The following is a 22376-nucleotide window of genomic DNA, read 5'->3' as shown; positions in this document are numbered from 1 at the left end:
ACGTGGGGTGCCCCCCGCCGCGCTCCCGGCACGGGAGGCGGCTCGGGGTCAGGAGGAGGGCGGTTTGTAGTCGCTGCCGAGGATCACCGAGACGTCGGCGCCCGAGGAGACGCTGCCCTTGGTCACGGAGCCGGCGGGCAGCCCGAGGGTCTTGGCGACCTCGGTGGCGTTCGCCTTGTCGGCGGCGTCGGCGTAGAGCACCTTCGAGGTGGCCTGGGTGCCGGAGGCGGTGCCGCCCTCCAGGAAGGTGAAGCCGCCGTTGAGGAGCACGACGCGGACCTTCTCCGTGTCGTCCTTCACACCGGTGGCGTTCTGGACGGAGACCCGGACCGAGGAGCCGGCGTCGGGGCTCTTGGCGGTGCCGCCGAGGATGTCCTTCACCACGCTGTCGCTGGTCTGCGCGGTGAGGGTGCCGTCGGCCTGCACGGGCAGCAGGGCGGTCTTGTAGTCGCCGCTCTTGGCGAGGTCGGCGAGCTTGGCGAGGAAGCTGCCGAGATCCTTGTCGGTGAGCGGCGGGTCCAGGATCTGCGCGAGGGTCTGCACGGTGGTGGTGGCGGACGACGGGTCGGAGGACACCTTGCGCAGCACGCCCTGCATGACCTGGCCGAACCGCTCCAGCTGGGCGTTCTGGGACTCGCCGGCGGCGCGGTAGGTGGCGTAGGCGACGGCCATCTTGCCGCTGAGGGTCTGGTCCTGGCCCTTGTGGACGAGCGGCGCGGTGCCCTTCTTCTTGGTGTCCGGGTCGGGCACGTCGGTGTCGGTGTCGATCTCGATGTTGCCGACGAGTTCGACGAGGTTTTGCAGGTAGGGCGTGTCGAGGCGCCAGGTGCCCTGGATGCTGGTGCCGAGGACCGTGTCGAGCTGGTCGCGGGTGCCGGAGGAGCCGTCGTCGTCCACGGACTTGGCGAGGGTCGTGGTGGAGCCGTCGTCGTCGGTCAGGGCGAGGGAGTTGGGCAGCAGGACCGTGGTGCCCTGCTTGGTGGTGGTGTTGTCGACCAGCAGCGCCGTGGAGGTGCCGCTCTTGCCGGTGTTGTGCAGGTGGACGACGATCACGTCGCGTTTCTGGGCGGTGACCGGCGTGGCGGTGCCGGCCTTGGCGTCGGAGGAGGACAGGCCGGGCAGTTTTCCGGCGAACCAGAGGTAGCCGACACCGCCGACCGCGACGAGGGCCAGGACGACGAGAAGGGCGATGATCCGGCTGCGGGCGCGGCGGCGGGCCTCCTCGCGGCGCTCGGTGCGGTTCTCGGTGAACTTCAGCCAGTCGATGACGTCCTCGGAGTCGCCGTCCGGCTCCTCGACGAACGAGAACTGCTCGGTGTGGTAGTCCCGTTCACCCGTGGCGGGCTCGGTCTCCTCCGGCGTCCGGGTGTCCTGCGGGATCCAGGTGTCCTCCGGGGTCCGCGTGTCCTCCGCGGGGCCGGCCTGCTGCGGGATGTAGGCGGTCTGCTCGGCGACCCGGGGCTGCTGTCCGCTGCTCGCCGCCTGCCCGTAGGGGTCGTAGCCCGTGGCGTCCTGGCTGCCGGTGGCGTACGGGTCGTACGGGGCCTGGGTGCCGTAGGGGTCGTAGGCGTGCGGCTGCTGGCCGGAGCCGTAGGGGGGCGCCGGCGGCTGCTGGCCGGTGGCGTAGGGGTCGTAGCCGTAGCCCTGCTGCTGGGCGTACGGGTCGTAGGTCGACTGCTGGGACTGCGGAGCCGGCTGTGCCGGGACCTGCCCGTACACGGGCCGGCCGTACTCGTCGTAGCCGACGACTTCGTACGGGCCTACGCCGTAGCCTGCGTCACCCGCGTCGTATCGGTCGTTCACCGGTGCCCCTCTCGGCTCACTCGCCGCGGTACAGCTCGCGCTTGTCGATGTAGCGCACGACTCCGTCCGGCACCATGTACCAGATGGGGTCCCCCTTGGCGACTCTCGCACGGCAGCCTGTGGACGAGATGGCGAGCGCGGGCACCTCGACGAGCGAGACGCCGCCCTCCGGCAGGCCCGGGTCGGTCAGCTGGTGGCCGGGACGGGTCACGCCGATGAAGTGCGCGAGGGAGAACAGCTCCTCCGAGTCGCGCCAGGTCAGCAGTTGGGCGAGGGCGTCGGCGCCGGTGATGAAGAAGAGGTCGGTGTCGGGATTGAGGGCGCGCAGGTCGCGCAGGGTGTCGACGGTGTAGGTGGGGCCACCGCGGTCGATGTCGATGCGGCTGACGGAGAACTGCGGGTTCTCGGCGGTCGCGATGACCGTCATCAGGTAGCGGTCCTCGGCCGGGGATACCTTGCGGTGGGACTTCTGCCACGGCTGGCCGGTGGGGACGAACACCACCTCGTCCAGGTGGAAGTGCGCGGCGACCTCGCTGGCCGCCACGAGGTGCCCGTGGTGGATCGGGTCGAACGTTCCGCCCATGACGCCGAGGCGCCGTTTACCGGTGTGGGCGGGGCCGTTGCCCGGTCCGTGCTGCGGGTGCTTCACCGTGTCGTCGGCGGTCTCGTGCGCCGGACCGGTAGGCATGTCCTGCTCTCCCATGCGTGCAGACCCTACCGGCCCGGCCTCGGACGTCCGGCCGGGGACGGGTTCCCCGCTCAGCGGTCGCGGTTGAAGCGCGTGGTGATCCACAGCAGCAGGAGCAGGATGATCAGGGCGCCGCCGCCGGTGATGGCCGGGTTCAGGCTGTTGTGGTTTCCGCCGCGCTCCTCGCCCTCGGCGGCGAGGGTGACCAACTGGGCTGCGGCGCTGTGGAAGCTCATCTTCGGCAGGACCTATCGCGTGTGGGCGGAATAAAGATGTCGGCTCATCGTAAGCGGGCGGCCCACCGGCGATCACGCCGACTCCGCCGTTGGGGCCGGAGGGCGCCGGCTACTCGCGCGCAGCGGGGATCGATCACCGCCCGGCGGCGGGGAACTTTCGCCGCTCGTCAGTCGTCCTTCCGCTTGTAGCCGCGCAGCAGGAACCAGGCGGTCAGTACACAGCCGAGGACCATCACGATCAGCACGACGCGGAGCAGGTTCCCCGTACCGTGCTGCTGGACGGCGCTCGTGGCAGCCTCGGTCAGCCAGGCGGCTGCGGGGTGGTGCTCCATGGCGTGGACTCCTTCGGTGTACTGCCTGCCACGGTATCTCCGCCTAGGCTGGGCCCCGCCTCGGGGGCACAGTGAGCACTCACACGCACATGGGGGAAGACATGTCCGACGACGGCCACCAGCACACAGGGCACGAGCGGGTGCCGAGCAGGCAGCGCAGGCGCTTCCCGGGGATCTCCACCCGCGCGTACGAGCACCCCGCCGACCGCTCGGCCCTGGTCGCGCTGCGCAAGCTGAGCGGGTTCGACACCGTCTTCAAGGCGCTCAGCGGGCTGCTGCCGGAGCGGAGCCTCAGGCTGCTGTTCCTGTCGGACTCGGTGCGGGTCTCCGAGCGGCAGTTCTCGCACCTGCACGACATGCTGCTGGACGCCTGTTACATCCTGGACCTGGAGAAGGTCCCGCCGATGTACGTCACGCAGGACCCGCAGCCGAGCGCGATGTGCATCGGCCTGGACGAGCCGATCATCGTGGTCAGCACGGGGCTGGTGGAGCTGCTCGACGAGGAGGAGATGCGGGCGGTCGTCGGGCACGAGGTGGGGCACGCGCTGTCCGGGCACTCGGTGTACCGCACCGTCCTGCTGTTCCTGACGAGCCTCGCGCTGAAGGTCGCCTGGATCCCGCTGGGCAACCTGGCGATCATGGCGATCGTCACGGCGCTGCGGGAGTGGTTCCGCAAGTCGGAGCTGTCCGCCGACCGGGCGGGCCTGCTGGTGGGCCAGGACGTCCGGGCCTCGATGCGGGGGCTGATGAAGATCGCGGGTGGCAACCATCTGCACGAGATGAACGTGGACGCGTTCCTGGAGCAGGCCGAGGAGTACGACTCCGGGGGCGATCTGCGCGACTCCGTGCTGAAGATCCTGAACGTGCTGCCCCGCTCGCACCCGTTCACCACCGTGCGGGCCGCCGAGCTGAAGAAGTGGGCCGAGTCCCGGGACTACCAACGGATCATGGACGGGCACTACCCACGGCGCAGCGAGGACGGGGACGCCTCCGTCAGCGACTCCTTCCGCGAGTCGGCGGCCAGCTACGCGAGCGATGTGAAGACCTCCAAGGACCCGCTGATGAAGCTGGTCTCGGACCTCGCGGGCGGCGCCGGCGACCTGGGCGGCCGGGTCCGGCGGGGCTTCGACGGCTTCCGGAGCCCGCCGCAGGCCAAGGGGGACGCCCCGGGCGGCGCCGAGGAGTAGGCGCCGGGACTGACAGAGGGAGCCGCCACCCCGGGCGCCCCCACCCCGGGCGCGGTTCCCTCTGCGCCCCACACGCCCTCGCGCTCCCCTTCCGCACCGGTGGGCACACCTTCACGCACCCGTCCGCACCCTCACACCTTCGGCTGAGCCCCAGTGGCCAGCGTTCCGCACAGGGCCGTGGCGCTGTCCGTCTCGTAGGGGTTGGTGCCCGCGGGGCCGCCCGACCGGGCCGTCTGGCCGGCCAGGAGGGGGCGGAGGTAGGCCGAGGCGTCCTCGGCGCAGGCGAGGGGGCCTGCCTGGACGTAGGACGTGATCAGGTGGACCTGGTGGGTGCGCAGGTCGTCACGGTCGAAGTGGAAGGTCAGCTCGCGGCGGACCGTGAAAAGGGAGGCGGGGGCGTCGGAGGCGGCGCCGGTGGGGCGCAGGGCGTAGACGAAGGTGTGGTCGGCGGTGACCTCCAGCGTCGCCGAGTCGGCTTCGGCGGCGTGCAGGCTGCCGAAGACGCGGATCCTGTCGTCGGCCAGCTGGGCCCGGGCGGGGTCGATGCGGACCACCCAGCCCGTGGCCGCGTGCCGGCCGTCCGCCGCCGGGTGGTCGAAGCTCTGGTCGAACTGGTCGAGCTGATCGGAGTCGATCAGGGCCCGGGCGGGGTGCACCTCGCGGCCGGTGAGCACCTCGGGGTAGAGCGAGGAGCGGACGATGTAGTCCTTGGCGGTGGTGAGGGCGGTCACCACCTGGCTGTCGGTGAAGTGGGCGGTGCTGCGCGAGGCCGGCAGGGGTATGCCCTCGGCGCCGGCGTCGTACGGGGCGGCGGGGCTGTGCGCGTAGAGCCGCTCGGGGTCGGTGGCGCCGGGCACCTTGCTCTGGGGGGCGAGCGGGATGACGGTGATCCGCAGGGACTCCACGGGCCGCCGGGTCTGCGGGGAGCCGTAGGGGTGGCGGACGCCCATGTAGATCGCGGTGGCGAAGGCGACGGCGATCAGCAGGACGAGGATCAGGGCCTGCCGGGAGAGGCCCCGGTGCAGGGGCGGGCGGCGGCGGACGGCGGGGGCGTGGTCGGACATCCGCTCCTTGGCGGAGAACTCCTGGAGGCGGGCAGCGCGGACGAACGACTCGTCGAAGACGACGGATCGGTATTCGTCCTCCGCACCGCCGGGGCCGCCCTCGGGTGTCCCCTCCGGTGGGTCTCCAGGCCCGCCCATACCTTCAGAGTAGGTCTCGTGAGCCCCGGGTAAACGCCCCGCCGGGCGACAACTTCTGACAGGTTCTCACCAAGCGCGGACAGGGCGATCAGGGGGAAGGCGGGATGGCCGAGACGGCCGGCCGGGAGTGGTCGGTGGCGGAGCCGGGAGCGGACGCGCTGCCCTGTTCGAGGCCGGTGGAGGCGGGCGCGGGGACACGGTCGCGGGTGCCCGAGGAGCCTCCCCGGTACACGGCGGCGAAGGCCAGGGCGACCATGCCGATGCCCATCACGACGGCGAGGACCCAGGCCACGGGCCGGTGCCAGCGGACCTGCTTGCTGTAGGAGCCGAAGGGGCCGTGCCGGTCGCCGAGGACGTAGGTGTCGTCCAGTTCGTCATCGTCGTGATCTTGGCCGAATTCGGCGCCCTCGGGGCCGTAGCCGTCGTCGTAGCGCTCGCCTCGGGCGTGGGCGCGGCGGGCCTCCGCCTCGGAGGCCTCGGCTCTGGCCTGGGCCGCGGCCAGGAGGCGTTCCACGGCGGTCGGCTCGTGGAACGTGGCCGCCTGCACGAAGGCCTCGTCGAGGACCACGGAGGCGAACTCTTCGTCCGACACCCCGTGGTCGTGGTCGTCGTCGGGCTCCCAGCCGTCAGGGAACGGCGTGCCCCCCACGTCCTCCGGCACGAGTCCAGAGTAGACCTGGGGGGTCAATTTGGGCAGACGGTATGGAAATTCGTCTGCCTGGTGAGACGCCTTTTCGGCCGGGCCGCAGGACGGTTCGCGGGACGGGCCCCGGGACGTCGGGGCCGCGGCCGGACGGGTGAACCTCAGCGGCGGACGTGTCCGTCGCCGGTGACGATGTACTTCGTGCTGGTCAGCTCCGGCAGGCCCATCGGGCCACGGGCGTGCAGCTTCTGGGTGGAGATGCCGATCTCGGCGCCGAAGCCGAACTGGCCGCCGTCGGTGAAGCGGGTGGAGGCGTTCACTGCGACGGTGGTGGAGTCGACCAGTTGGGTGAAGCGGCGGGCGGCCTGCTGGGAAGTGGTGACGATGGCCTCGGTGTGGCCGGAGGTCCACAGCCGGATGTGCTCGACCGCCTTGTCCAGCGAATCGACCACCGCGGCGGCGATGTCGTAGGACAGGTACTCCGTCTCCCAGTCCTCGGCGGTCGCCTCGACCACGGTGGCCTCGGAGTCCTTGGCGTAGGCCATGACCCGCTCGTCGGCGTGGACGGTGACGCCGGCCTCGGCGAGGGCGTCCAGGGCGCGCGGCAGGAACTCGGGGGCGATGTCCTGGTGGACCAGGAGGGTCTCGGCGGCGTTGCAGACGCTGACCCGCTGGGCCTTGGAGTTGATCAGGATCTCGATGGCCATGTCGATGTCGGCCTGGGCGTCGACGTAGACGTGGCAGTTGCCGGTGCCGGTCTCGATCACGGGGACCGTGGACTCGCTGACCACGGTCTGGATCAGGGAGGCGCCGCCGCGCGGGATGAGGACGTCGACCAGGCCCCGGGCGCGCATCAGCTCGCGGACGGAGTCGCGGTTCTCGCCGGGCACGAGCTGGATGGCGTCGGCGGGCAGCCCGGCGCCGCCGACGGCGTCGCGGAGCACCCGGACGAGGGCGGTGTTGGACTCGTAGGCGGAGGCCGAGCCGCGCAGCAGGACGGCGTTGCCGGACTTCAGGCACAGGGCGGCGGCGTCGACGGTGACGTTCGGGCGGGCCTCGTAGATGATGCCGACGACGCCGAGCGGGACGCGGACCTGGCGCAGGTCGATGCCGTTGGGCAGGGTGGAGCCGCGGACGACCTCGCCGACCGGGTCGGGCAGCTTCGCGACGTCACGGACGTCGGAGGCGATGGCGCGGATCCGCTCCGGGGTGAGGGTGAGCCGGTCGACGATGGCCTCGCTGGTGCCGCTCTCCCGGGCCTTGGCCACGTCCTTGGCGTTGGCCTCGACGATCTCGGCGGTCCGGACCTCCAGGGCGTCGGCGATGGCGAGCAGCGCGTCGTCCTTCACGGCGCGCGGGAGCGGCGCGAGGTCGGCGGCGGCGGCCTTGGCCCGGTAGGCGGCCTGGGTGACCGGGGACATCGAGTCGTACGGCGAGAGCGTGGTCATGAGGGAAGGGTAGTGCGCGGGGCGCGGCGGTTCAGCGGTCGTCCCACACCCCGAGACACCCCAAAAGGGGTGAACCTTCGCGGGCCGGGGAACGGCCGTGTCGAGCCCCCGCCCCACCCAGCCTCGGCTCAGAACGGATGCACCCCCACCGGTGTCGCCGGTGCGGGGCCGTAGCCCTCGGCGATGCGGTGGTGGTAGGTCTCGCGGTCGATGACCTCCAGGCCGACGATCTCCCAGGGCGGCAGGCCGGCGCTCTGCCGGTGCTCGCCCCACAGGCGCAGCGCCACGGCGGCGGCGTCGTGCAGGTCGCGGGCCTCTTCCCAGTACCGGATCTCGGCGTGGTCGGTCGCGTATCTGCTGGTCAGCAGGAAGGGGTGGTCGTGGGCGAGCTGTTCCAGGGCCCGCCGCAGCTCGGGCAGCGGGACCTTCTCCCCGGAGACGCTGAGGGTGACGTGCCACAGCCTGGGCAGGTCCTTGGGCTCCTCATAGGTGTCCCCGGCCGCGACGCTCGTCAGAGCACCGCGGGACGCCGCCCCCGGGCGCACTCGTCTCACGACGGCCTCCTTCACGCATGCCTCGCACGGCTCGTACGGCTCGCTCGGCCCCTTGACGGAACCCGTCCCTTCAACGTGTCCCCCAGACAAAGTTGAGCAGGCCGCACGGCTCCGCGTGGTGGTTTTACGGAACGTCCCCCACCGGGGTCGTTCCGTACGCCCCGCTTTACGAGCGGTTTTGCGAGCGTCAGGTGTGCAGGAGGACGAGGTCGTCCCTGTGTACGACCTCGCGTTCGTACGCCGGGCCCAGCTCGCGCGCCAGCTCCCGGGTCGAACGCCCGATCAGCCGGGGGATCTCCTTGGCGTCGAAGTTGACGAGCCCCCGCGCCACCGCGCGGCCCGTGGTGTCCCGCAGCTCGACGGGGTCGCCGGCGCTGAACTCGCCCTCGACGGCGGCGATTCCGGCGGGCAGCAGCGAGGTGCGCCGCTTGACCACCGCGTCCACGGCGCCGTCGTCCAGGATCAGGGCGCCCTGCGGGGTGGAGGCGTGCTGGAGCCACAGGAGCCGCTCGGCGGAGCGCTTGCCGGTGGGGTGGAAGTAGGTGCCGGTGTCGCCGCCGGCCAGGGCCTCGGCCGCGTGGACGGCGCTGGTCAGCACCACCGGGATGCCCGCGGCGGCGGCGATCCGGGCGGCCTCCACCTTGGTGACCATCCCGCCGGTGCCGACGCCGGCCTTGCCCGCGCTGCCGATCTCGACGCCGGCGAGGTCCTCCGGGCCCTTCACTTCCGCTATCCGGGAGGTGCCGGGCCTGCTGGGATCGCCGTCGTAGACACCGTCGACGTCGGACAGGAGAACCAGCAGGTCGGCGTGGACGAGGTGGGCGACGAGGGCGGCGAGGCGGTCGTTGTCGCCGAAGCGGATCTCGTCGGTGGCGACGGTGTCGTTCTCGTTGACGATCGGGAAGGCACCCATCGCGAGCAGCTCGTCGAGGGTGCGGGAGGCGTTGCGGTGGTGGGCGCGACGGCTCATGTCGTCGCTGGTGAGCAGGACTTGGCCGACGCGCACGCCGTACCGGGCGAAGGAGGCGGTGTAGCGGGCGACGAGCAGGCCCTGGCCGACGCTGGCGGCGGCCTGCTGGCGGGCGAGGTCCCTGGGGCGGCGGCGCAGGCCGAGCGGGGCGAGGCCGGCCGCGATGGCGCCGGAGGAGACGAGGACGATCTCCCGCTCTTCCCCGCCCGCCCGTCTGCCGCCGCCACCCTCGACCGGGGCCCTTCGGGCCGCTCCCTGGTTCCGGATCTTGGCGAGGACGTCGACCAGGGCGTCGACGCGGTCGGCGTCCAGGCCGCCCGCGGCGGTGGTCAGCGAGGAGGAGCCCACCTTGACGACGATCCTGCGGGCCTCGCCCACGGCCTGCCTTGCCCTTGCCACGGTGCCTTCTGTCCCCTCGCGCGTTCCGGCTGCCTGTCCGGCAATCTACGCGAAGCGGATCGGGTGGTGCGCACCGGTCCAGCTCCCGGACAGGCTTGCCGTAGTCGCGCGCTCACCATTTGCGTACGGCAAAAAGGTTGTGTTGGTTGCCCGTAGAAATAAAAGATGCATCCAACATAAGTTGACCTTTGTGTCACCTACTGTTCACCCCGTGAAGCGCATCCTGCTGCGCTCGGGCAAGAGCCCGTACGACGTCCTCTCCGTCGAGGAGGCCCTCCACCGGGACGTCATCGCCACCAACTCCGGCAACCTGATCTTCAGCGACGCCGCGCACAAGATCCTGGAGACTCCGGGGACCGAGGTCGTCTCGAACGGCATGGGTACGGACCTGTCGGCGGCGGCCCGGATCAACGAGGAGTACGACGCGTTCGTCGTTCCGCTCGCCAACGCCTTCCGGCCGTCCTTCGAGAGCAGGCTGAAGCGGCTGACCCGGCTGATCGGCAAGCTGCGTATCCCCGTGGTGGTGCTCGGCGTCGGCGCGCAGACCGGACTGGGCTACGACCCGGCGCGGCTGAAGCCGATGGAGCAGTCGGTGCGCGACTTCTGCGCGGCCGTGCTCGACCACAGCGCCTCGATCGGCGTGCGCGGCGAGTTCACCGAGCGGTACCTGCGGGACATGGGCTTCCGGGACGTGGAGGTCATCGGCTGCCCGTCGCTGTTCATGTACGGCCGTGACCTCGACGTACGCAAGCGGGTGCCCGGGCTGACCGCGGAGTCGCGGATCGCGGTGAACGGTTCGCACAGCGCGGTGCAGAAGCAGGGCATGGGCGGGATCATCACCCGCACCCACGCCCGCTACCCGAACCTCCGCTTCGTGGGCCAGAACCTCAGCGACGCAAGGCAGTTGCACTGGCGGGATCTCACGGACCCGAACGCCCGCGTGACGGCGATGCCGACGCACCCGGAGCACCCGATGTACCGGGAGGGCAAGGTGCGGGTGTACGTCGATCCGGTCACCTGGATCGACGACCTGCGGTCCTTCGACTTCTCCTTCGGTTCGCGCATCCACGGCAACATCGCGGCGCTGCTCGCGGGGACGCCCGCGACGGTGCTGTGCGGGGACTCGCGCACGCTGGAGTTGTGCCGCTACTTCGAGATACCGCACCGCACGCTGGACGTGGTGGCGAAGGACCCGGAGGCGGCGGACCCGGCCCGGCTCTACGAGGAGGCGGATCTGAGCGGGCTGCTCGGGGGTCACGCCGAGCGCTTCGACCGGTTCTTGGGGTTCCTGGACAAGAACGGGCTGCGGAACACGTTCACGCATGGCGACGGGGGCGCGGCCTTCGAGGAGCGGATGCGGTCGCTGCCGTTCCCGCCGGGCATCCGGCCGTGGAACGAGACCGATCTGGCGTCGCTGAGCAGCCGGTTCGGCTGGCTGCACAGCCAGGTGAGCGAACTGAGCCAGAACAACGCCCAGTTGCGGCGGGAGCTGGCGAAGGCGCAGAAGGCGAAGCAGAAGGCCACGGTGGTACCGGCCCCCGCCGCGTCCGTCTACCGGCGCGCACGGCGCGTGGTGGGCCGGCCCCTGCGACGCGCGCTCCAGTCGGGCCGGCAGTAGCCTCGGCGCGCGTCGCGGTCGGGCAGGCAGTAGGCCTTCGGCGCGCGCCGTAGCCGGGCAGGCATCAGCCCCCGGCCGCGCGTAGGGCCCCGGGCTCGGCGGCCCGGGGCCGGTCACCCGCCGGACCGGCCGGTCAGGCCGCCGCCCCGACGCCCTTGCCCCGCAGCACCCGCCGCAGCGTCCGCCGGGCCTTGCGCAGCGCGCGGCGCGGGAAGGAGTTGGCGGCCGCCTCGCGGTAGCCGTCGAAGGCGCGGGCCTCGCGGGCGTCGGCGAGGTAGACCTCGTCGGGGATGCCGGCCGTCTTGGACCTGAAGTGCGGGTAGACGAGGTACAGGCGGGTGCCGCGCTTCTCCAGTACGGCCGCGGCCTGCTTCTTCGCCTTCACGAACGTCACGACGTCCAGCAGGAGGTCGGGGCGCTGCGTGGCGACCAGGTGCAGCCGCAGCCGCTCGTGCACCTTGAGGCGGCGGGCCACCCCAGGCGTCCAGTAGGCGTCCATGAGCGGCTTGGCCAGCTCGAACTTGTGCCGCCGTACCTCTTCGCTGTCGGTGAGGAACTTGGGCCCGAACTGCGGCAGCAGCGTGATGAGGAACGGCCGGACCATGAGCAGGTCGCGCTTGTCGCCGGCCGGGACCATGTCGGCGATCAGCTTCATCAGGGCGCGCGCGGAGTCGAAGCGCAGGGTGTAACTGCCGGTCTTGGTGACGTGCTTGCCGTCGTCGCGACCGACCAGGTAGTAGCAGGTGTAGTCGGCGAGCACGGAGACGCCGTTCGCGCGCAGGTACGCCTCCAGCGTGAACAGGGCGTCCTCGCCGGTGAACAGCGACTCGTCGAACCGCATGCCGTGCTGTTCCAGCAGGGCGCGGCGGAACAGCTTCTGCGCGCTGAGCGTGAACTTGATGTTGGAGGTGAACACGTCGGCCCGGTCGAGGTTCTTGCCCCACATGGACTTGGGCGCCGTGCGGTTGACGCCCTCGACCCGGCCGAGGACGACGTCCGTGCCGTTCTTGTCGGCCATGGCGACCATGCGCTCCAGGGCCTCGGGTCCGAGCCGGTCGTCGGCGTCGAGGAAGAAGACGTAGCGTCCGGCCGCCTTGCCCAGGCCGACGTTGCGCGGGCCGCTGGGTCCGCCGGAGTTCTCCTGGCGGATGACGGTGACGGCCATGGGAGCGCGGGCCGCGAACTCCTCCAGGCACTCCCCCGTGCCGTCGGTGGAGCCGTCGTCCACCGCGATGACCTCGATGCGCTCCGGGTCGATGGTCTGTGCCTCCACGGATGCCAGGCACTCGACCAGGTACGGCATCGCTTCGTACGCCCCGATGATCACACTGACATCAGGCTGCGTCACGACGGTCACTCTTCCCCCTTGTCATGAAACATTTCCCCCGTATCACCTCAATCTCAATCTGTTAGACGGGCACCCAGGGCAAGCGGTTGCCTCACCCAGGGTAATGAGTGGCCCACATCACACAAAATTCCCTGATTGAAGACGAATGGAGCACGACGAGGGCCCCCGAGGAGGGTTCCTCGGGGGCCCGGTGATCGCATCGGAAGGGTCAGCCCGCGCTGACGCCGTCCGTGTCTCCGGCCGACGCGGTGCGCTGGCCCGGCACCGCGTTGGTCAGCTCGGCCGTCTCGGCGGGGTCGGCGTTCGCCGTGCCCAGCCGGGACTGCTGGCCGACGTTGCGCGCCTCGGCCTTGAGGGCCAGGTCGGCGACCGCGGCGTTGAACTGGTCGATCGACCTCGGCTCGTCCGGGCCGAGCAGGTACTGCTTCAGCTCCTTGCGGGCGTCCGCGAGCGGGTCGGCGGACGGGTCCCGCACGGCGTCCAGCAGGCCGCCCAGCTCGGCCGCGCTGTTGGACAGGATCACCGCGGCGCGCACGGCGGTGTTCTGCCGCTTGAACTCCTCGGCGCCCAGCTCACCGGAGTCGGTGACGGCATACGGCTTGCCGCTCGCGATGAAGTCGGAGACGACGGAGGAGATGTCGGAGACCATCGCGTCGGAGACGTTGAAGCAGTCGTACAGGCGCGGCTCGGCGCCCGTGATGACGCGGTGCTCGTACGACGGGAAGGAGCGCCAGTAGGCGTCGTTCCACTCGGCGCGCAGCCGGGCGATCTCCTCGTGCCGCTGGACGTCCACGATGCCGTCGCGGGTGGCCTCGGCCTCGTCGCCCTTGGTCCCGCCGGTGCCGGCCAGTTCGGCGAGCCGGGCCTCGATGCGGGCCAGCTCGGCCTTGGCCCGCTCGATGGCGGCGGTGTCGGCGGTGAAGCGGGGGTCGGCGGCGCGCTCGGCGGCGGACTTCTCGACCAGGGCGGCGATGCGCTGGTGGGCGGCCTTGGCGTCCTTGCTGACGGTGCCGGTGAACGGGTGCGGCTTGTACAGGACGCGGACCGGCGGGTCGGCCGTGACCAGCCTGGTCACGATGTTCTCGCCGGCGAGCACGATGGAGGTGTTGCCGGGGTTGCCGTCCCAGCCCTCCCAGGTGGGCGCGTACAGCACGGTCGGGCAGCGTCCGTCAGCGGCTCCGCCGCGGGCGCCCTCGGACACGCTCTGCCGGCTCTGGATGGGGGCGAGCTGCGGGCGGCCGACCTCCACGATGTCCTCGTCGCGGACGCCGACGTCGGCGATGGCGTAGCGGTCGCGGCCGGCCCGGCCGGCGGTCCACACCTCGTCGTAGACCTTGCTGTACGGGTTGACGCTGGCGAGCTTGTCGCTGTCGCCGTGGCCGATGAAGACGTGCTTCATGGTGGGCACGCGCAGCAGGTGGATGTTCTTGCCGACGTTGGCCGCGTACAGCGCGACCCGCACGGTCGACAGGTCCAGGTTCATCAGGTGCACCCCTCCGGGCACGCAGATGACGGGGACCGTGGTGGGCGCGAGGTTGTTCAGGATGGCGCGCTCGCGCAGGATGATCAGCGGCCGGGTGTCCAGCTGCTCCATCGTCTCCAGCCACATGTTGACCTGGTAGGCGGAGTCCTTGGAGCCGGAGAAGTACAGGACCGTCTCGGGCTTGTAGCCGGCCAGCCAGTCGTCGACGGCGGCGAGGACCACCTCGGCCTTCGGCGGGACGTTCCGGCCGCGCACGTACGGCATGAGGACGAGGACGTACCCGACGCCCAGGCCGATGGTGAGACCGATGCCGAGGAAGCCGACCCCGGCCGACCCCAGCTCGGCGGAGACCAGGACGCCGGCGACCGCGAACAGGTCGAGGTGGAGCATCTTCTCCGCGGAGCGGTGCAGCAGGCGGCGCGGCGGGGCGTCCGGGATGCGGATGCGGGACTTCAGGTCGATGTTGCGGGTGGCGACCGGCATCCGGCGGCGGTTGCGGATCAGGGTGACCAGGGCGCCGTGGGGGGCCTGGAGGCCGTAGAAGGCGATGAAGCAGGCGACCGCGCCGTAGAAGATCAGGTCGTCCGAGAGGGACAGGCGGGCCAGCAGCAGGATCAGCAGCAGCTGCCGGATCAGGAAGCGGATCGACAGGCCCGCCCGGACCTTGCTGAGGCGGTTGATCAGATAGCTGCCCTTGCGGTGCAGATAGTGATCCGCCAGGTACGTCGCGGCGGCCAGGGCCGCGAAGGCGGGAACGCTCGGGACGAGCGCGGCCAGCATGAGGGCCGGGAAGCCCAGCATCACGAGGGCCGCCGCGGCCAGCTCGGCCGCGCTGCCCACCCGGGCGACGCGAATAGCGGTGGATATCACGGAGAACCTGCTCTGGGAGGGGGAGTGCCGGTTTTGTTCAGAAATGCCGGGAGAGACCGGTAATTCGTGTGGGGTACGGATACAGGCCTCTACGAATACCCGGTGAACGGGTACCCGCAGAGGCCTGAATTCCCAAAGTCTTAATTACGTCTGATTATTACACGCCGTCCTGACGGTCCAGCACCGAGGCCAGCGCCTGCTCGAAGCCGGAGGCCCTGGCGGCGCCCGCGGTCGGGTCCTGCTGGCGGACGTCGATGACGTGCCCGGTCAGCTCCGACAGCAGCACGTCCAGGGAGGTGCGGGCCACGGCCTCGGAGGAGAGCAGGGTGCCCGCGGGCTCCTGGCCGAAGGCCTTGGTGCGCATCGGGGTGGCGGTGCGCTCGGGGTTGATGCAGTTGACGCGGATGCCGTCACCGGCCCACTCGTCGGACAGCGCCTGGGTGAGGTTCACCATGGCGGCCTTGGTGGAGGAGTACAGGGAGTACTCGGCGCGACCGCGGGTGTAGCTGCTGGAGGTGTAGAGCAGCAGCTGGCCGTTGGTCTCGGCCAGGTACTTGTAGGAGGAGCGCGCGATCTGCACCGGGGCCAGGTAGTTGACCTTCAGCGCCTCCTCGATGGTGGCGTTGTCGGTCTCGGCGAGCTTCCCGATGCGCAGCACGCCCGCGGTGTTGACGACGTAGTCGATCCGGCCGGTGTCCGCGTACGCCTTGGACAGCGCGTCGTCGACCTCCTCCGGGTTCTCCACGTGGGTGCCGGTGGTGGAGCGGCCGAGCGCGTAGACGTTCGCGCCGTAGGACTCGGCGAGTTCGGCGATGTCCTTGCCGATGCCGTAGGAGCCGCCGAAGATGACGACCGTCTTGCCGGTGAGCAGCTCGCGGTAGGCCTCCTCCCCGACCTGCTCGGGCGCGGCGGTGGAGGCGAGCTGGAACAGCTTGTCGGCGATGAAGACGTCGACCGGCTGGGTCACCTTCATGTTGTACTCGTCGCCCGCGACGACGTGGATCGGCACGTCCGGCAGGTACTTGAGGACCACCGAGCAGTCGTCCGTGGCCTGGAAGTTGGGGTCGCCGGCGGCGACCTGGTAGGCGCGGCGGATCGTGGACAGCTTGAAGGCCTGCGGGGTCTGGCCCCGGCGCAGCCGGGAGCGGTCCGGGATCTCGGTGATGAACTCGCCGTCCTCGCCGTGCGTGCGCGTGACGATGATGGTGTCGGCGGACGGGATGGCGACGTCCACGGCCTGGTAGCGCTCCAGCGCGACCACGCAGTCGTCAATGACGCGCTGCGAGAGCAGGGGGCGTACGGCGTCGTGGAAGAGGACGTTGAGGTCCTCGCCCTCGGCCAGGCCCTCGCCGAGGGCGGCGATGGCGCGCTCGGTGGTCTCGTTCCGCGTCGAGCCGCCCTCGATGATCTTCTTCACCTTGGTGAAGCCGGCCTTGGCGACGATCTTCTCGACGTCCGGCACATAGCCCGGGGCCATCAGCACGATGATGTCGTCGATCGAGTCGGCGTTCTCGAAGGTGGTCAGGGTGTGCTCGATGACTGCCTTCCCGGCGATCTTCAGCAGCTGCTTGGGGATCGACAGACCCACCCGCTGACCGGTGCCACCGGCCAGGATCACTGCGGTGGTACGGGGCTTGGCTATGTGCTGGGACACAGGTGACCTACCTTGGGGCGACAGGGAACCGTGAAATGGTCCCACTTCCGGTAACCGCAGTGCAAGGTGAGTGACCTCCGCTGCATATGTGCGCGCTACCTGTCATTCACCTTGCACTCCTGGTGATTGGCGGCAGGCCGTGTGAACGCCCGTGAATTTGCTGTGAGTAAGTCCACAGGTGCCCGCGAGCGGGGTTCAACGACGCCGCAGCCGCTTCAGACAGCGGTGCCCGAGTACCCGCACAAGCTCCTTCGACGACGTCTGGTGCACACTGCGCGCCAGGGCCGCGCCACCACCCATGGAGGCCGCCGCGGCGAGTGCCCCGTAGAGCGCCTGAGCCGCGGCTTCCGGTGCGATCCGGGGTTCGGCCGAGCCGCCTTCGGCGGACCGCTCCGGTACGGCGGACAGCAGCGCCAGGTCGCCGAGCACGCGCACGCCGAGCGCTGCGATCCGCTCCGCCATCTCCGCGCCGATCGCACCCGCGGCCTCCGCCGCCCAGCGGGGCGTCGAGATCTTCACGTCCCCGGACGCCGGACTGCACGCGTTCTTCATGTGCAGCACGGCTCCCCCTCGGACAAGACGGGAATACAGCTCGTCCGGGAGTCCATTGCCGCGGAATTCCACATTAAGATTCCGCAGCATTTCGGTCTCGGCCAGGGTGAGCGACCGATTCGCGGTGTCCGGGACCGGCTGGAGGAGATGCTCCGGCAGGCCGAGCAGCGTCTCGAAGGCGCGCATCGAACCGGCGCGGTCGCGGTCGTCCACCACGACCACCGTGACCCGCTCCGGACCGGTCGCCCGCACCCAGCGCTCGACCAGCCGGTCGTGCCGGTGCCGCTGCCAGAAGCTCGGGTTGGGCTTCTCGTACGGCGGCTTGCGCAGCATGTGCTCCAGCCAGTCCTCATAGCCCATGCGCAGCCCGTTCTGCACGTACTGCTGCCACTGCGAGGGCATGATCCTGGCGAGCGGCCGCAGCGTGACCAGGACGTGCACGCGGTCGCCGCCGAGTTGCTCCACGATCCGGGCGACGGTGCCGTCGTCGGGGGCGTCGGCGAAGAACTCGCTGCTGATCACCGAGGTGCTGCCGCCGGTGGCGCGGACCTGCTCCAGCAGCCGGGTCCAGTGCCGGTCGGTGGGCTCGGTGTCGCCCATCATCGCCCGACGCGCGCAGGCGGCGAGGGCGGCTTCCATCGGGTGCCGGGTGTGCGCGGGGAACTGGACGCCGTACGCGGGCAGCCGCTCCTTCGCGGCGAAGAGGGCGCCCTGGACGGCGGTGGTCCCGGTCTTGTGCGGGCCGATGTGCAGCAGCCGGGTCCCCGGGGGCAGGGGCGTGGCCGGGGGGTTCGTCTGCCTGGCCGGCGGCGCGGTCGTACGGTCCGCGGCCGGGGTTGTGGTCGTACAGTCCGTCTCCATGGTCAACGGACGGTAAGAGGATTGCCTGAGGTGAGGCTGAGAGGAGCCTGGGACCCGGATGAGTCCCAGGCTCACGCGGGCGTCACACCAGCCGGACGCCCGGCTCGTCGGACTCCACCCGCAGCCGGGCCAGGGTGCTCGCCGTGGCCTGCGGCCTGAGCACCGTGTCGACGGCCCGGACCCGGGCGTCGATGCCGTCGCGGCGGATGTCGAACAGGTGGTAGCCGCGATGGGCGTCGATGAACTTCCAGTGCGGGTTGTCCGCCATCAGCGGGTCCCACTGCTGGTGGAAGGCGTCCTGGTCCTGGTCGCCGCTGCTGGAAATGGAAGTGCCGACGAACTCGGCGCCGACCACGTCGGAATCGGGATCGGCGTAGTCCGTCCGGAGGTCGCTGATCATCGTCAGGTGCCGGTCGCCGCTGAGCACCACCGGGTTGCGGATGCCGGCGAACTCCTCCAGCAGGGCGTTGCGTTCGGCCTGGTAACCGTCCCAGGCGTCGTAGTACCAGAGCTTGCCGTCGCCGGGCAGCAGGTCGGTCTCGGCCATCATGATCTGCGAGGCGATCAGGTTCCAGCGGGCCGGGGAGTCGTGCAGCCCGTCGAGCAGCCACCGCTTCTGCTCGGCGCCCAGCATCGTCATCGTGGGCGACCCGGCGCCTTCCTGCGTGGTGGCCTGGTCGCTGCGGAACTGCCGGGTGTCTAGCACGTTCAGCCGGGCCAGCCGGCCGAACTCCAGACGGCGGTACATCTGGATGTGGGGGCCGTTCGGGATCGCGGTGGCGCGCACCGGCATGTGCTCGTAGTACGCCTGGAAGGCCGCGGTCAGCCGGGCCACGAAGTTGTCGTGCGGCTGCTTGTCCGGGTCCTGCGGGATCTCGCCGGCCCAGTCGTTGTCCACCTCGTGGTCGTCGAAGGTGACCACCCAGGGGGCGTTCGCGTGCATCGCGGCGAGGTCGGGGTCGGTGCGGTACTGGGCGTACCGGTTGCGGTACTGCACCAGGGTGTACGGCTCGCCCTTGCCCTCGTGCCGCCGTACGGCCGTCGCCGAGGGCCCGGACTCGTATATGTAGTCACCGACGAAGAGCACGACGTCGGGGTCCTGGGCGAGCATGTCGGCGTACGGCGTGAAGTAGCCGTGCTGCCAGTTCTGGCAGGAGGCGAGGGCGACGCGCAGCGAGCCGCCCCGCTGGTGCGGGTGGGGCGCGGTGCGGGTGCGGCCGGTGGGCGAGAGCTGGCCGCCGGCCCGGAAGCGGTACCAGTACGGGCGGTCCGGGCGCAGGCCGCGGACGTCGACGTGGACGCTGTGGCCGAGTTCGGGGCGGGCCTGGGCGGTGCCCCGGCGGGCGATTCTGCGGAACCGCTCGTCCTCGGCGATCTCCCAGTCCACGGGGAAGGCCGCGTCGGGCATGCCGCCGCCGTTCAGCGGGTCGGGCGCGAGTCTGGTCCACAGCACGATGCCGTCGGGCAGCGGATCACCGGAGGCGACGCCGAGGGTGAACACCCCGTCGGGGAGCGGGGTGCCGGCGGCGCGGGCGGTGCCGGGCAGCCACAACTGGGCGGAGGCCGCGGCCCCGAGAACGGCGGCTCCGGCGGTCAGAAAGCGCCGGCGGTCGGGCGATGGTGCGGTCATGCGCTGACTCCCTTTGCCACGGTGGCCACTTGGACAGGTCGGACATGCGGAAGTTCCCACGGCCGGACGGTCCGCCTGCTGAACCAAGCCCATCGCGGGCATGACAAATAGGGAGACAACAGGAGACCCGTTGCGGCACGAGAACACCGTCCCGCCGCAACGGATCTGACGGTAGGTCGGAATGCGTCCTACCGCGGGGGCTCGAAAACCGACAGAAAAATGCGGCACGCGGCGGACCGTGATCCGCCGCGTGCCGCATCGTCAGACGCAGTCGACGCCCTTACTCGAACGGGTCGAACCTCGTCCTACTCGAACGGGTCGAACTCATCCCTCGAACGGGTCGAACCTCGTCCTACTCGAACGGGTCGAACTCGTCGTACTCCCGCAGCACCTCGTCCCGCTCCGCCTGCTTGTCCCGGCGGCGCTGCGCCGCGGGCCGCGGCTCGTCGAAGCGATGGTCCTCGCCACGGCGGCCGAGCATCTCCGCTCCGGACATGAGCGTCGGCTCCCAGTCGAAGACGACCGCGTTCTCCTCGGGGCCGATGGCGACGCCGTCGCCCGCGCGGGCGCCCGCCTTCATCAACTGTTCCTCCACCCCGAGGCGGTTGAGGCGGTCGGCGAGGTAGCCCACGGCCTCGTCGTTGTTGAAGTCGGTCTGGCGGACCCAGCGTTCCGGCTTCTCGCCGCGCACCCGGAACAGCGGCTCCCCGCCGACCTCCTCGCGTACGACGGTGAAGCCCGCGTCGTCCACGGCCTTGGGCCGGATGACGATCCGGGTCGCCTCCTCCTTCGGCTTGGCGGCGCGCGCCGTGCCGACCAGCTCACCGAGGGCGAAGGACAGCTCCCGCAGCCCGATGTGCGCCACGGCCGACACCTCGAAGACGCGGTAGCCCCGGGACTCCAGGTCGGGGCGGACCATCTCGGCGAGGTCCTTGCCGTCCGGCACGTCGACCTTGTTCAGGACGACGATCCGGGGCCGGTTGCCGAGACCGCCGTACTGCCGCAGCTCCTCCTCGATGACGTCGAGGTCGGAGACCGGGTCGCGGTCGGACTCCAGCGTGGCCGTGTCCAGCACGTGCACCAGGACGCTGCACCGCTCGACGTGCCGCAGGAACTCCAGGCCGAGACCGCGGCCCTGGCTGGCGCCGGGGATGAGACCGGGCACGTCGGCGATGGTGTAGACGGTGGAACCGGCGGTGACCACGCCCAGGTTCGGCACGAGCGTCGTGAACGGATAGTCGGCGATCTTCGGCTTGGCCGCGCTGAGCACGGAGATCAGCGAGGACTTGCCGGCGCTCGGGTAGCCGACGAGGGCCACGTCCGCGACGGTCTTCAGCTCCAGGACGATGTCCTGGACGTCACCGGGCTCGCCGAGCAGCGCGAAGCCGGGCGCCTTGCGGCGGGCGGAGGCCAGCGCCGCGTTGCCGAGGCCGCCCCGGCCGCCCTGCGCGGCGATGTACGAGGTGCCGTGGCCGACCAGGTCGGCGAGCACGTTGCCCGCCTTGTCCAGCACGACCGTGCCGTCCGGCACCGGCAGGATCAGGTCCTGGCCGTCCTTGCCGGAGCGGTTGCCGCCCTCGCCGGGCTTGCCGTTGGTGGCCTTGCGGTGCGGGGAGTGGTGGTAGTCGAGCAGCGTCGTGACCGACTGGTCGACGGTGAGGATGACGTCACCGCCACGGCCGCCGTTGCCGCCGTCGGGGCCGCCGAGCGGCTTGAACTTCTCACGGTGGACGGAGGCACAGCCGTGGCCTCCGTTACCCGCGGCGACGTGCAGTTCGACGCGGTCCACGAAGGTGGTCATGGTGGGGTGCCTCCAGAATGCTGACGGTTTTACCTGTGTTAACGCGCGAAAGGCGGACCCGCCTTCCCGTCCGGGAAGTGAGGTCCGCCTCGCGAAACGTTCGGTGCTGAATCAGACGATCAGGCGATCAGGCGATCAGGCGATCGGATGACCGAACGATCAGGCGATCAAGCGATCAGGTGATTCAGGCGACCGGAACGATGTTCACGACCTTGCGGCCACGGTGGGTACCGAACTCCACCGCACCGGCCTGGAGGGCGAACAGCGTGTCGTCGCCGCCACGGCCGACACCGGCGCCGGGGTGGAAGTGGGTGCCGCGCTGGCGGACCAGGATCTCACCCGCGTTCACGACCTGACCGCCGAAGCGCTTCACGCCGAGCCGCTGGGCATTGGAGTCGCGACCGTTCCGGGTGGACGATGCGCCCTTCTTGTGTGCCATGTCTCCTCAGTCCCTTACTTCGCAGCCGTGGGGATCGACGTGACCTTGATCGCCGTGTACTGCTGGCGGTGGCCCTGCCGACGGCGGTAGCCGGTCTTGTTCTTGTAGCGCAGAATGTCGATCTTCTGGCCCTTGTGGTGGTCCACGACCTCGGCCTGGACCTTGATGCCGGCCAGCACCCACGGGTCGCTGGTCACGGCGTCGCCGTCGACAACGAGCAGGGTCGAGAGCTCGACCGTGTCGCCAACCTTGGCAGTGGAAATCTTGTCAACCTCAACGATGTCGCCGACAGCAACCTTGTGCTGGCGACCACCGCTGCGCACGATGGCGTACACGCGGATCTCACTTTCGCTCGTTCAGAACCGGCACCCCCGCAGGCCAGCCGCCCAGAAACAGCACAGACGACCTCTCCCGGCCAACCCAGTGCCCGGGAGGAAGAGGTTTACGGGGATGTGACGTGTTCAGTGGACACGCCGACGGTCAAGGTTACGGGGCCACGGCCGAGGGGGTCAAACCGGGCCCCCGTGGTGTGCGGCCCGTCACGTGGAACGGGCCCCACGGGTGTGGGGGGGGGGGGGGGGGGGGGGGGGGGGGGGGGGGGGGGGGGGGGGGGGGGGGGGGGGGGGGGGGGGGGGGGGGGGGGGGGGGGGGGGGGGGG

At 70.7% G+C, this 22376-nt stretch carries 19 protein-coding genes; 2 read left to right on the top strand and 17 right to left on the bottom strand.

Annotated features, from left to right (window positions below; translation table 11 throughout):
* Positions 1 to 48: 48 nt before the first annotated feature.
* The 4 genes from ACZ4WH_RS40825 to ACZ4WH_RS40810 all read right to left on the bottom strand — a co-directional run bounded on the left by ACZ4WH_RS40825 (position 49) and on the right by ACZ4WH_RS40810 (position 3059).
* Positions 49 to 1803: an LCP family protein gene (locus tag ACZ4WH_RS40825; RefSeq protein WP_468190567.1), complete on the bottom strand. Its 1755-nt coding sequence runs from the start codon at positions 1801 to 1803 to the stop codon at positions 49 to 51.
* A gap of 16 nt (positions 1804 to 1819) precedes the next feature.
* Positions 1820 to 2506, bottom strand: coding sequence for a nicotinate-nucleotide adenylyltransferase (gene nadD, locus ACZ4WH_RS40820; protein WP_468190566.1), 687 nt, complete (start codon positions 2504 to 2506; stop codon positions 1820 to 1822).
* Between the two features lie 56 nt (positions 2507 to 2562).
* A complete protein-coding gene (locus tag ACZ4WH_RS40815) occupies positions 2563 to 2727 on the bottom strand; it encodes a hypothetical protein (protein WP_468190564.1) in 165 nt (54 codons plus the stop codon).
* Between the two features lie 167 nt (positions 2728 to 2894).
* Entirely contained in the window at positions 2895 to 3059 is a 165-nt protein-coding gene (locus tag ACZ4WH_RS40810) for a hypothetical protein (protein ID WP_468190562.1), read from the bottom strand.
* Positions 3060 to 3160: 101 nt separating this feature from the next.
* Between ACZ4WH_RS40810 and ACZ4WH_RS40805 the strand changes: the two genes are divergently transcribed.
* The gene (locus ACZ4WH_RS40805; RefSeq protein ID WP_468190560.1) at positions 3161 to 4246 is read left to right on the top strand and encodes a M48 family metallopeptidase; all 1086 of its coding nucleotides are present in this window, start codon (positions 3161 to 3163) and stop codon (positions 4244 to 4246) included.
* Between the two features lie 131 nt (positions 4247 to 4377).
* Here the strand turns inward: ACZ4WH_RS40805 and ACZ4WH_RS40800 are convergent, their stop codons facing one another.
* The 5 genes from ACZ4WH_RS40800 to proB form a co-directional block, all read right to left on the bottom strand.
* Positions 4378 to 5448, bottom strand: a complete 1071-nt coding sequence (locus ACZ4WH_RS40800) for an SCO2583 family membrane protein (RefSeq protein ID WP_468190558.1) — start codon at positions 5446 to 5448, stop codon at positions 4378 to 4380.
* A gap of 88 nt (positions 5449 to 5536) precedes the next feature.
* Positions 5537 to 6109 (bottom strand): SCO2584 family spore wall biosynthesis protein, encoded by a 573-nt coding sequence (locus ACZ4WH_RS40795; protein ID WP_468190556.1) that lies wholly within the window; start codon positions 6107 to 6109, stop codon positions 5537 to 5539.
* A gap of 143 nt (positions 6110 to 6252) precedes the next feature.
* Entirely contained in the window at positions 6253 to 7539 is a 1287-nt protein-coding gene (locus ACZ4WH_RS40790; RefSeq protein ID WP_468190555.1) for a glutamate-5-semialdehyde dehydrogenase, read from the bottom strand.
* 128 nt (positions 7540 to 7667) lie between these two features.
* Positions 7668 to 8093, bottom strand: a complete 426-nt coding sequence (locus ACZ4WH_RS40785) for a hypothetical protein (RefSeq protein WP_103810746.1) — start codon at positions 8091 to 8093, stop codon at positions 7668 to 7670.
* 187 nt (positions 8094 to 8280) lie between these two features.
* Complete coding sequence (proB, locus tag ACZ4WH_RS40780) at positions 8281 to 9441, bottom strand: glutamate 5-kinase (RefSeq protein WP_468190574.1); 1161 nt, start codon at positions 9439 to 9441, stop codon at positions 8281 to 8283.
* 232 nt (positions 9442 to 9673) lie between these two features.
* Here proB and ACZ4WH_RS40775 point away from each other — a divergent pair, with 232 nt between their 5' ends.
* Positions 9674 to 11080, top strand: a complete 1407-nt coding sequence (locus ACZ4WH_RS40775) for a polysaccharide pyruvyl transferase family protein (protein ID WP_468190552.1) — start codon at positions 9674 to 9676, stop codon at positions 11078 to 11080.
* A gap of 133 nt (positions 11081 to 11213) precedes the next feature.
* On the opposite strand, the gene ACZ4WH_RS40770 is transcribed toward ACZ4WH_RS40775, so the two are convergent.
* The 8 genes from ACZ4WH_RS40770 to rplU form a co-directional block, all read right to left on the bottom strand.
* Positions 11214 to 12428, bottom strand: a complete 1215-nt coding sequence (locus tag ACZ4WH_RS40770) for a glycosyltransferase family 2 protein (protein ID WP_468190551.1) — start codon at positions 12426 to 12428, stop codon at positions 11214 to 11216.
* A 208-nt stretch (positions 12429 to 12636) separates the two neighbouring features.
* Positions 12637 to 14781, bottom strand: a complete 2145-nt coding sequence (locus tag ACZ4WH_RS40765; RefSeq protein ID WP_468190549.1) for a hypothetical protein — start codon at positions 14779 to 14781, stop codon at positions 12637 to 12639.
* A 157-nt stretch (positions 14782 to 14938) separates the two neighbouring features.
* A complete protein-coding gene (locus ACZ4WH_RS40760) occupies positions 14939 to 16435 on the bottom strand; it encodes a D-ribitol-5-phosphate cytidylyltransferase (protein ID WP_468190548.1) in 1497 nt (498 codons plus the stop codon).
* Positions 16436 to 16630: 195 nt separating this feature from the next.
* On the bottom strand, positions 16631 to 17848 hold the full coding sequence (locus ACZ4WH_RS40755; protein ID WP_468190547.1) for a hypothetical protein: 1218 nt from the start codon (positions 17846 to 17848) through the stop codon (positions 16631 to 16633).
* An 82-nt stretch (positions 17849 to 17930) separates the two neighbouring features.
* Positions 17931 to 19478, bottom strand: coding sequence for an alkaline phosphatase D family protein (locus tag ACZ4WH_RS40750; RefSeq protein ID WP_468190546.1), 1548 nt, complete (start codon positions 19476 to 19478; stop codon positions 17931 to 17933).
* A gap of 352 nt (positions 19479 to 19830) precedes the next feature.
* Positions 19831 to 21279 carry a GTPase ObgE gene (gene obgE, locus ACZ4WH_RS40745; RefSeq protein WP_468190545.1) on the bottom strand — a complete coding sequence of 483 codons (1449 nt, stop codon included), beginning with the start codon at positions 21277 to 21279 and terminating at the stop codon, positions 19831 to 19833.
* Between the two features lie 184 nt (positions 21280 to 21463).
* The gene (rpmA, locus tag ACZ4WH_RS40740) at positions 21464 to 21718 is read right to left on the bottom strand and encodes a 50S ribosomal protein L27 (protein ID WP_023550764.1); all 255 of its coding nucleotides are present in this window, start codon (positions 21716 to 21718) and stop codon (positions 21464 to 21466) included.
* 14 nt (positions 21719 to 21732) lie between these two features.
* Positions 21733 to 22053, bottom strand: coding sequence for a 50S ribosomal protein L21 (rplU, locus tag ACZ4WH_RS40735; protein WP_009188585.1), 321 nt, complete (start codon positions 22051 to 22053; stop codon positions 21733 to 21735).
* Positions 22054 to 22376: the final 323 nt, after the last annotated feature.

The sequence above is a fragment of the Streptomyces sp. NPDC029138 genome (assembly GCF_055564375.1).
This window is presented reverse-complemented; position numbering and strand designations above follow the sequence as displayed.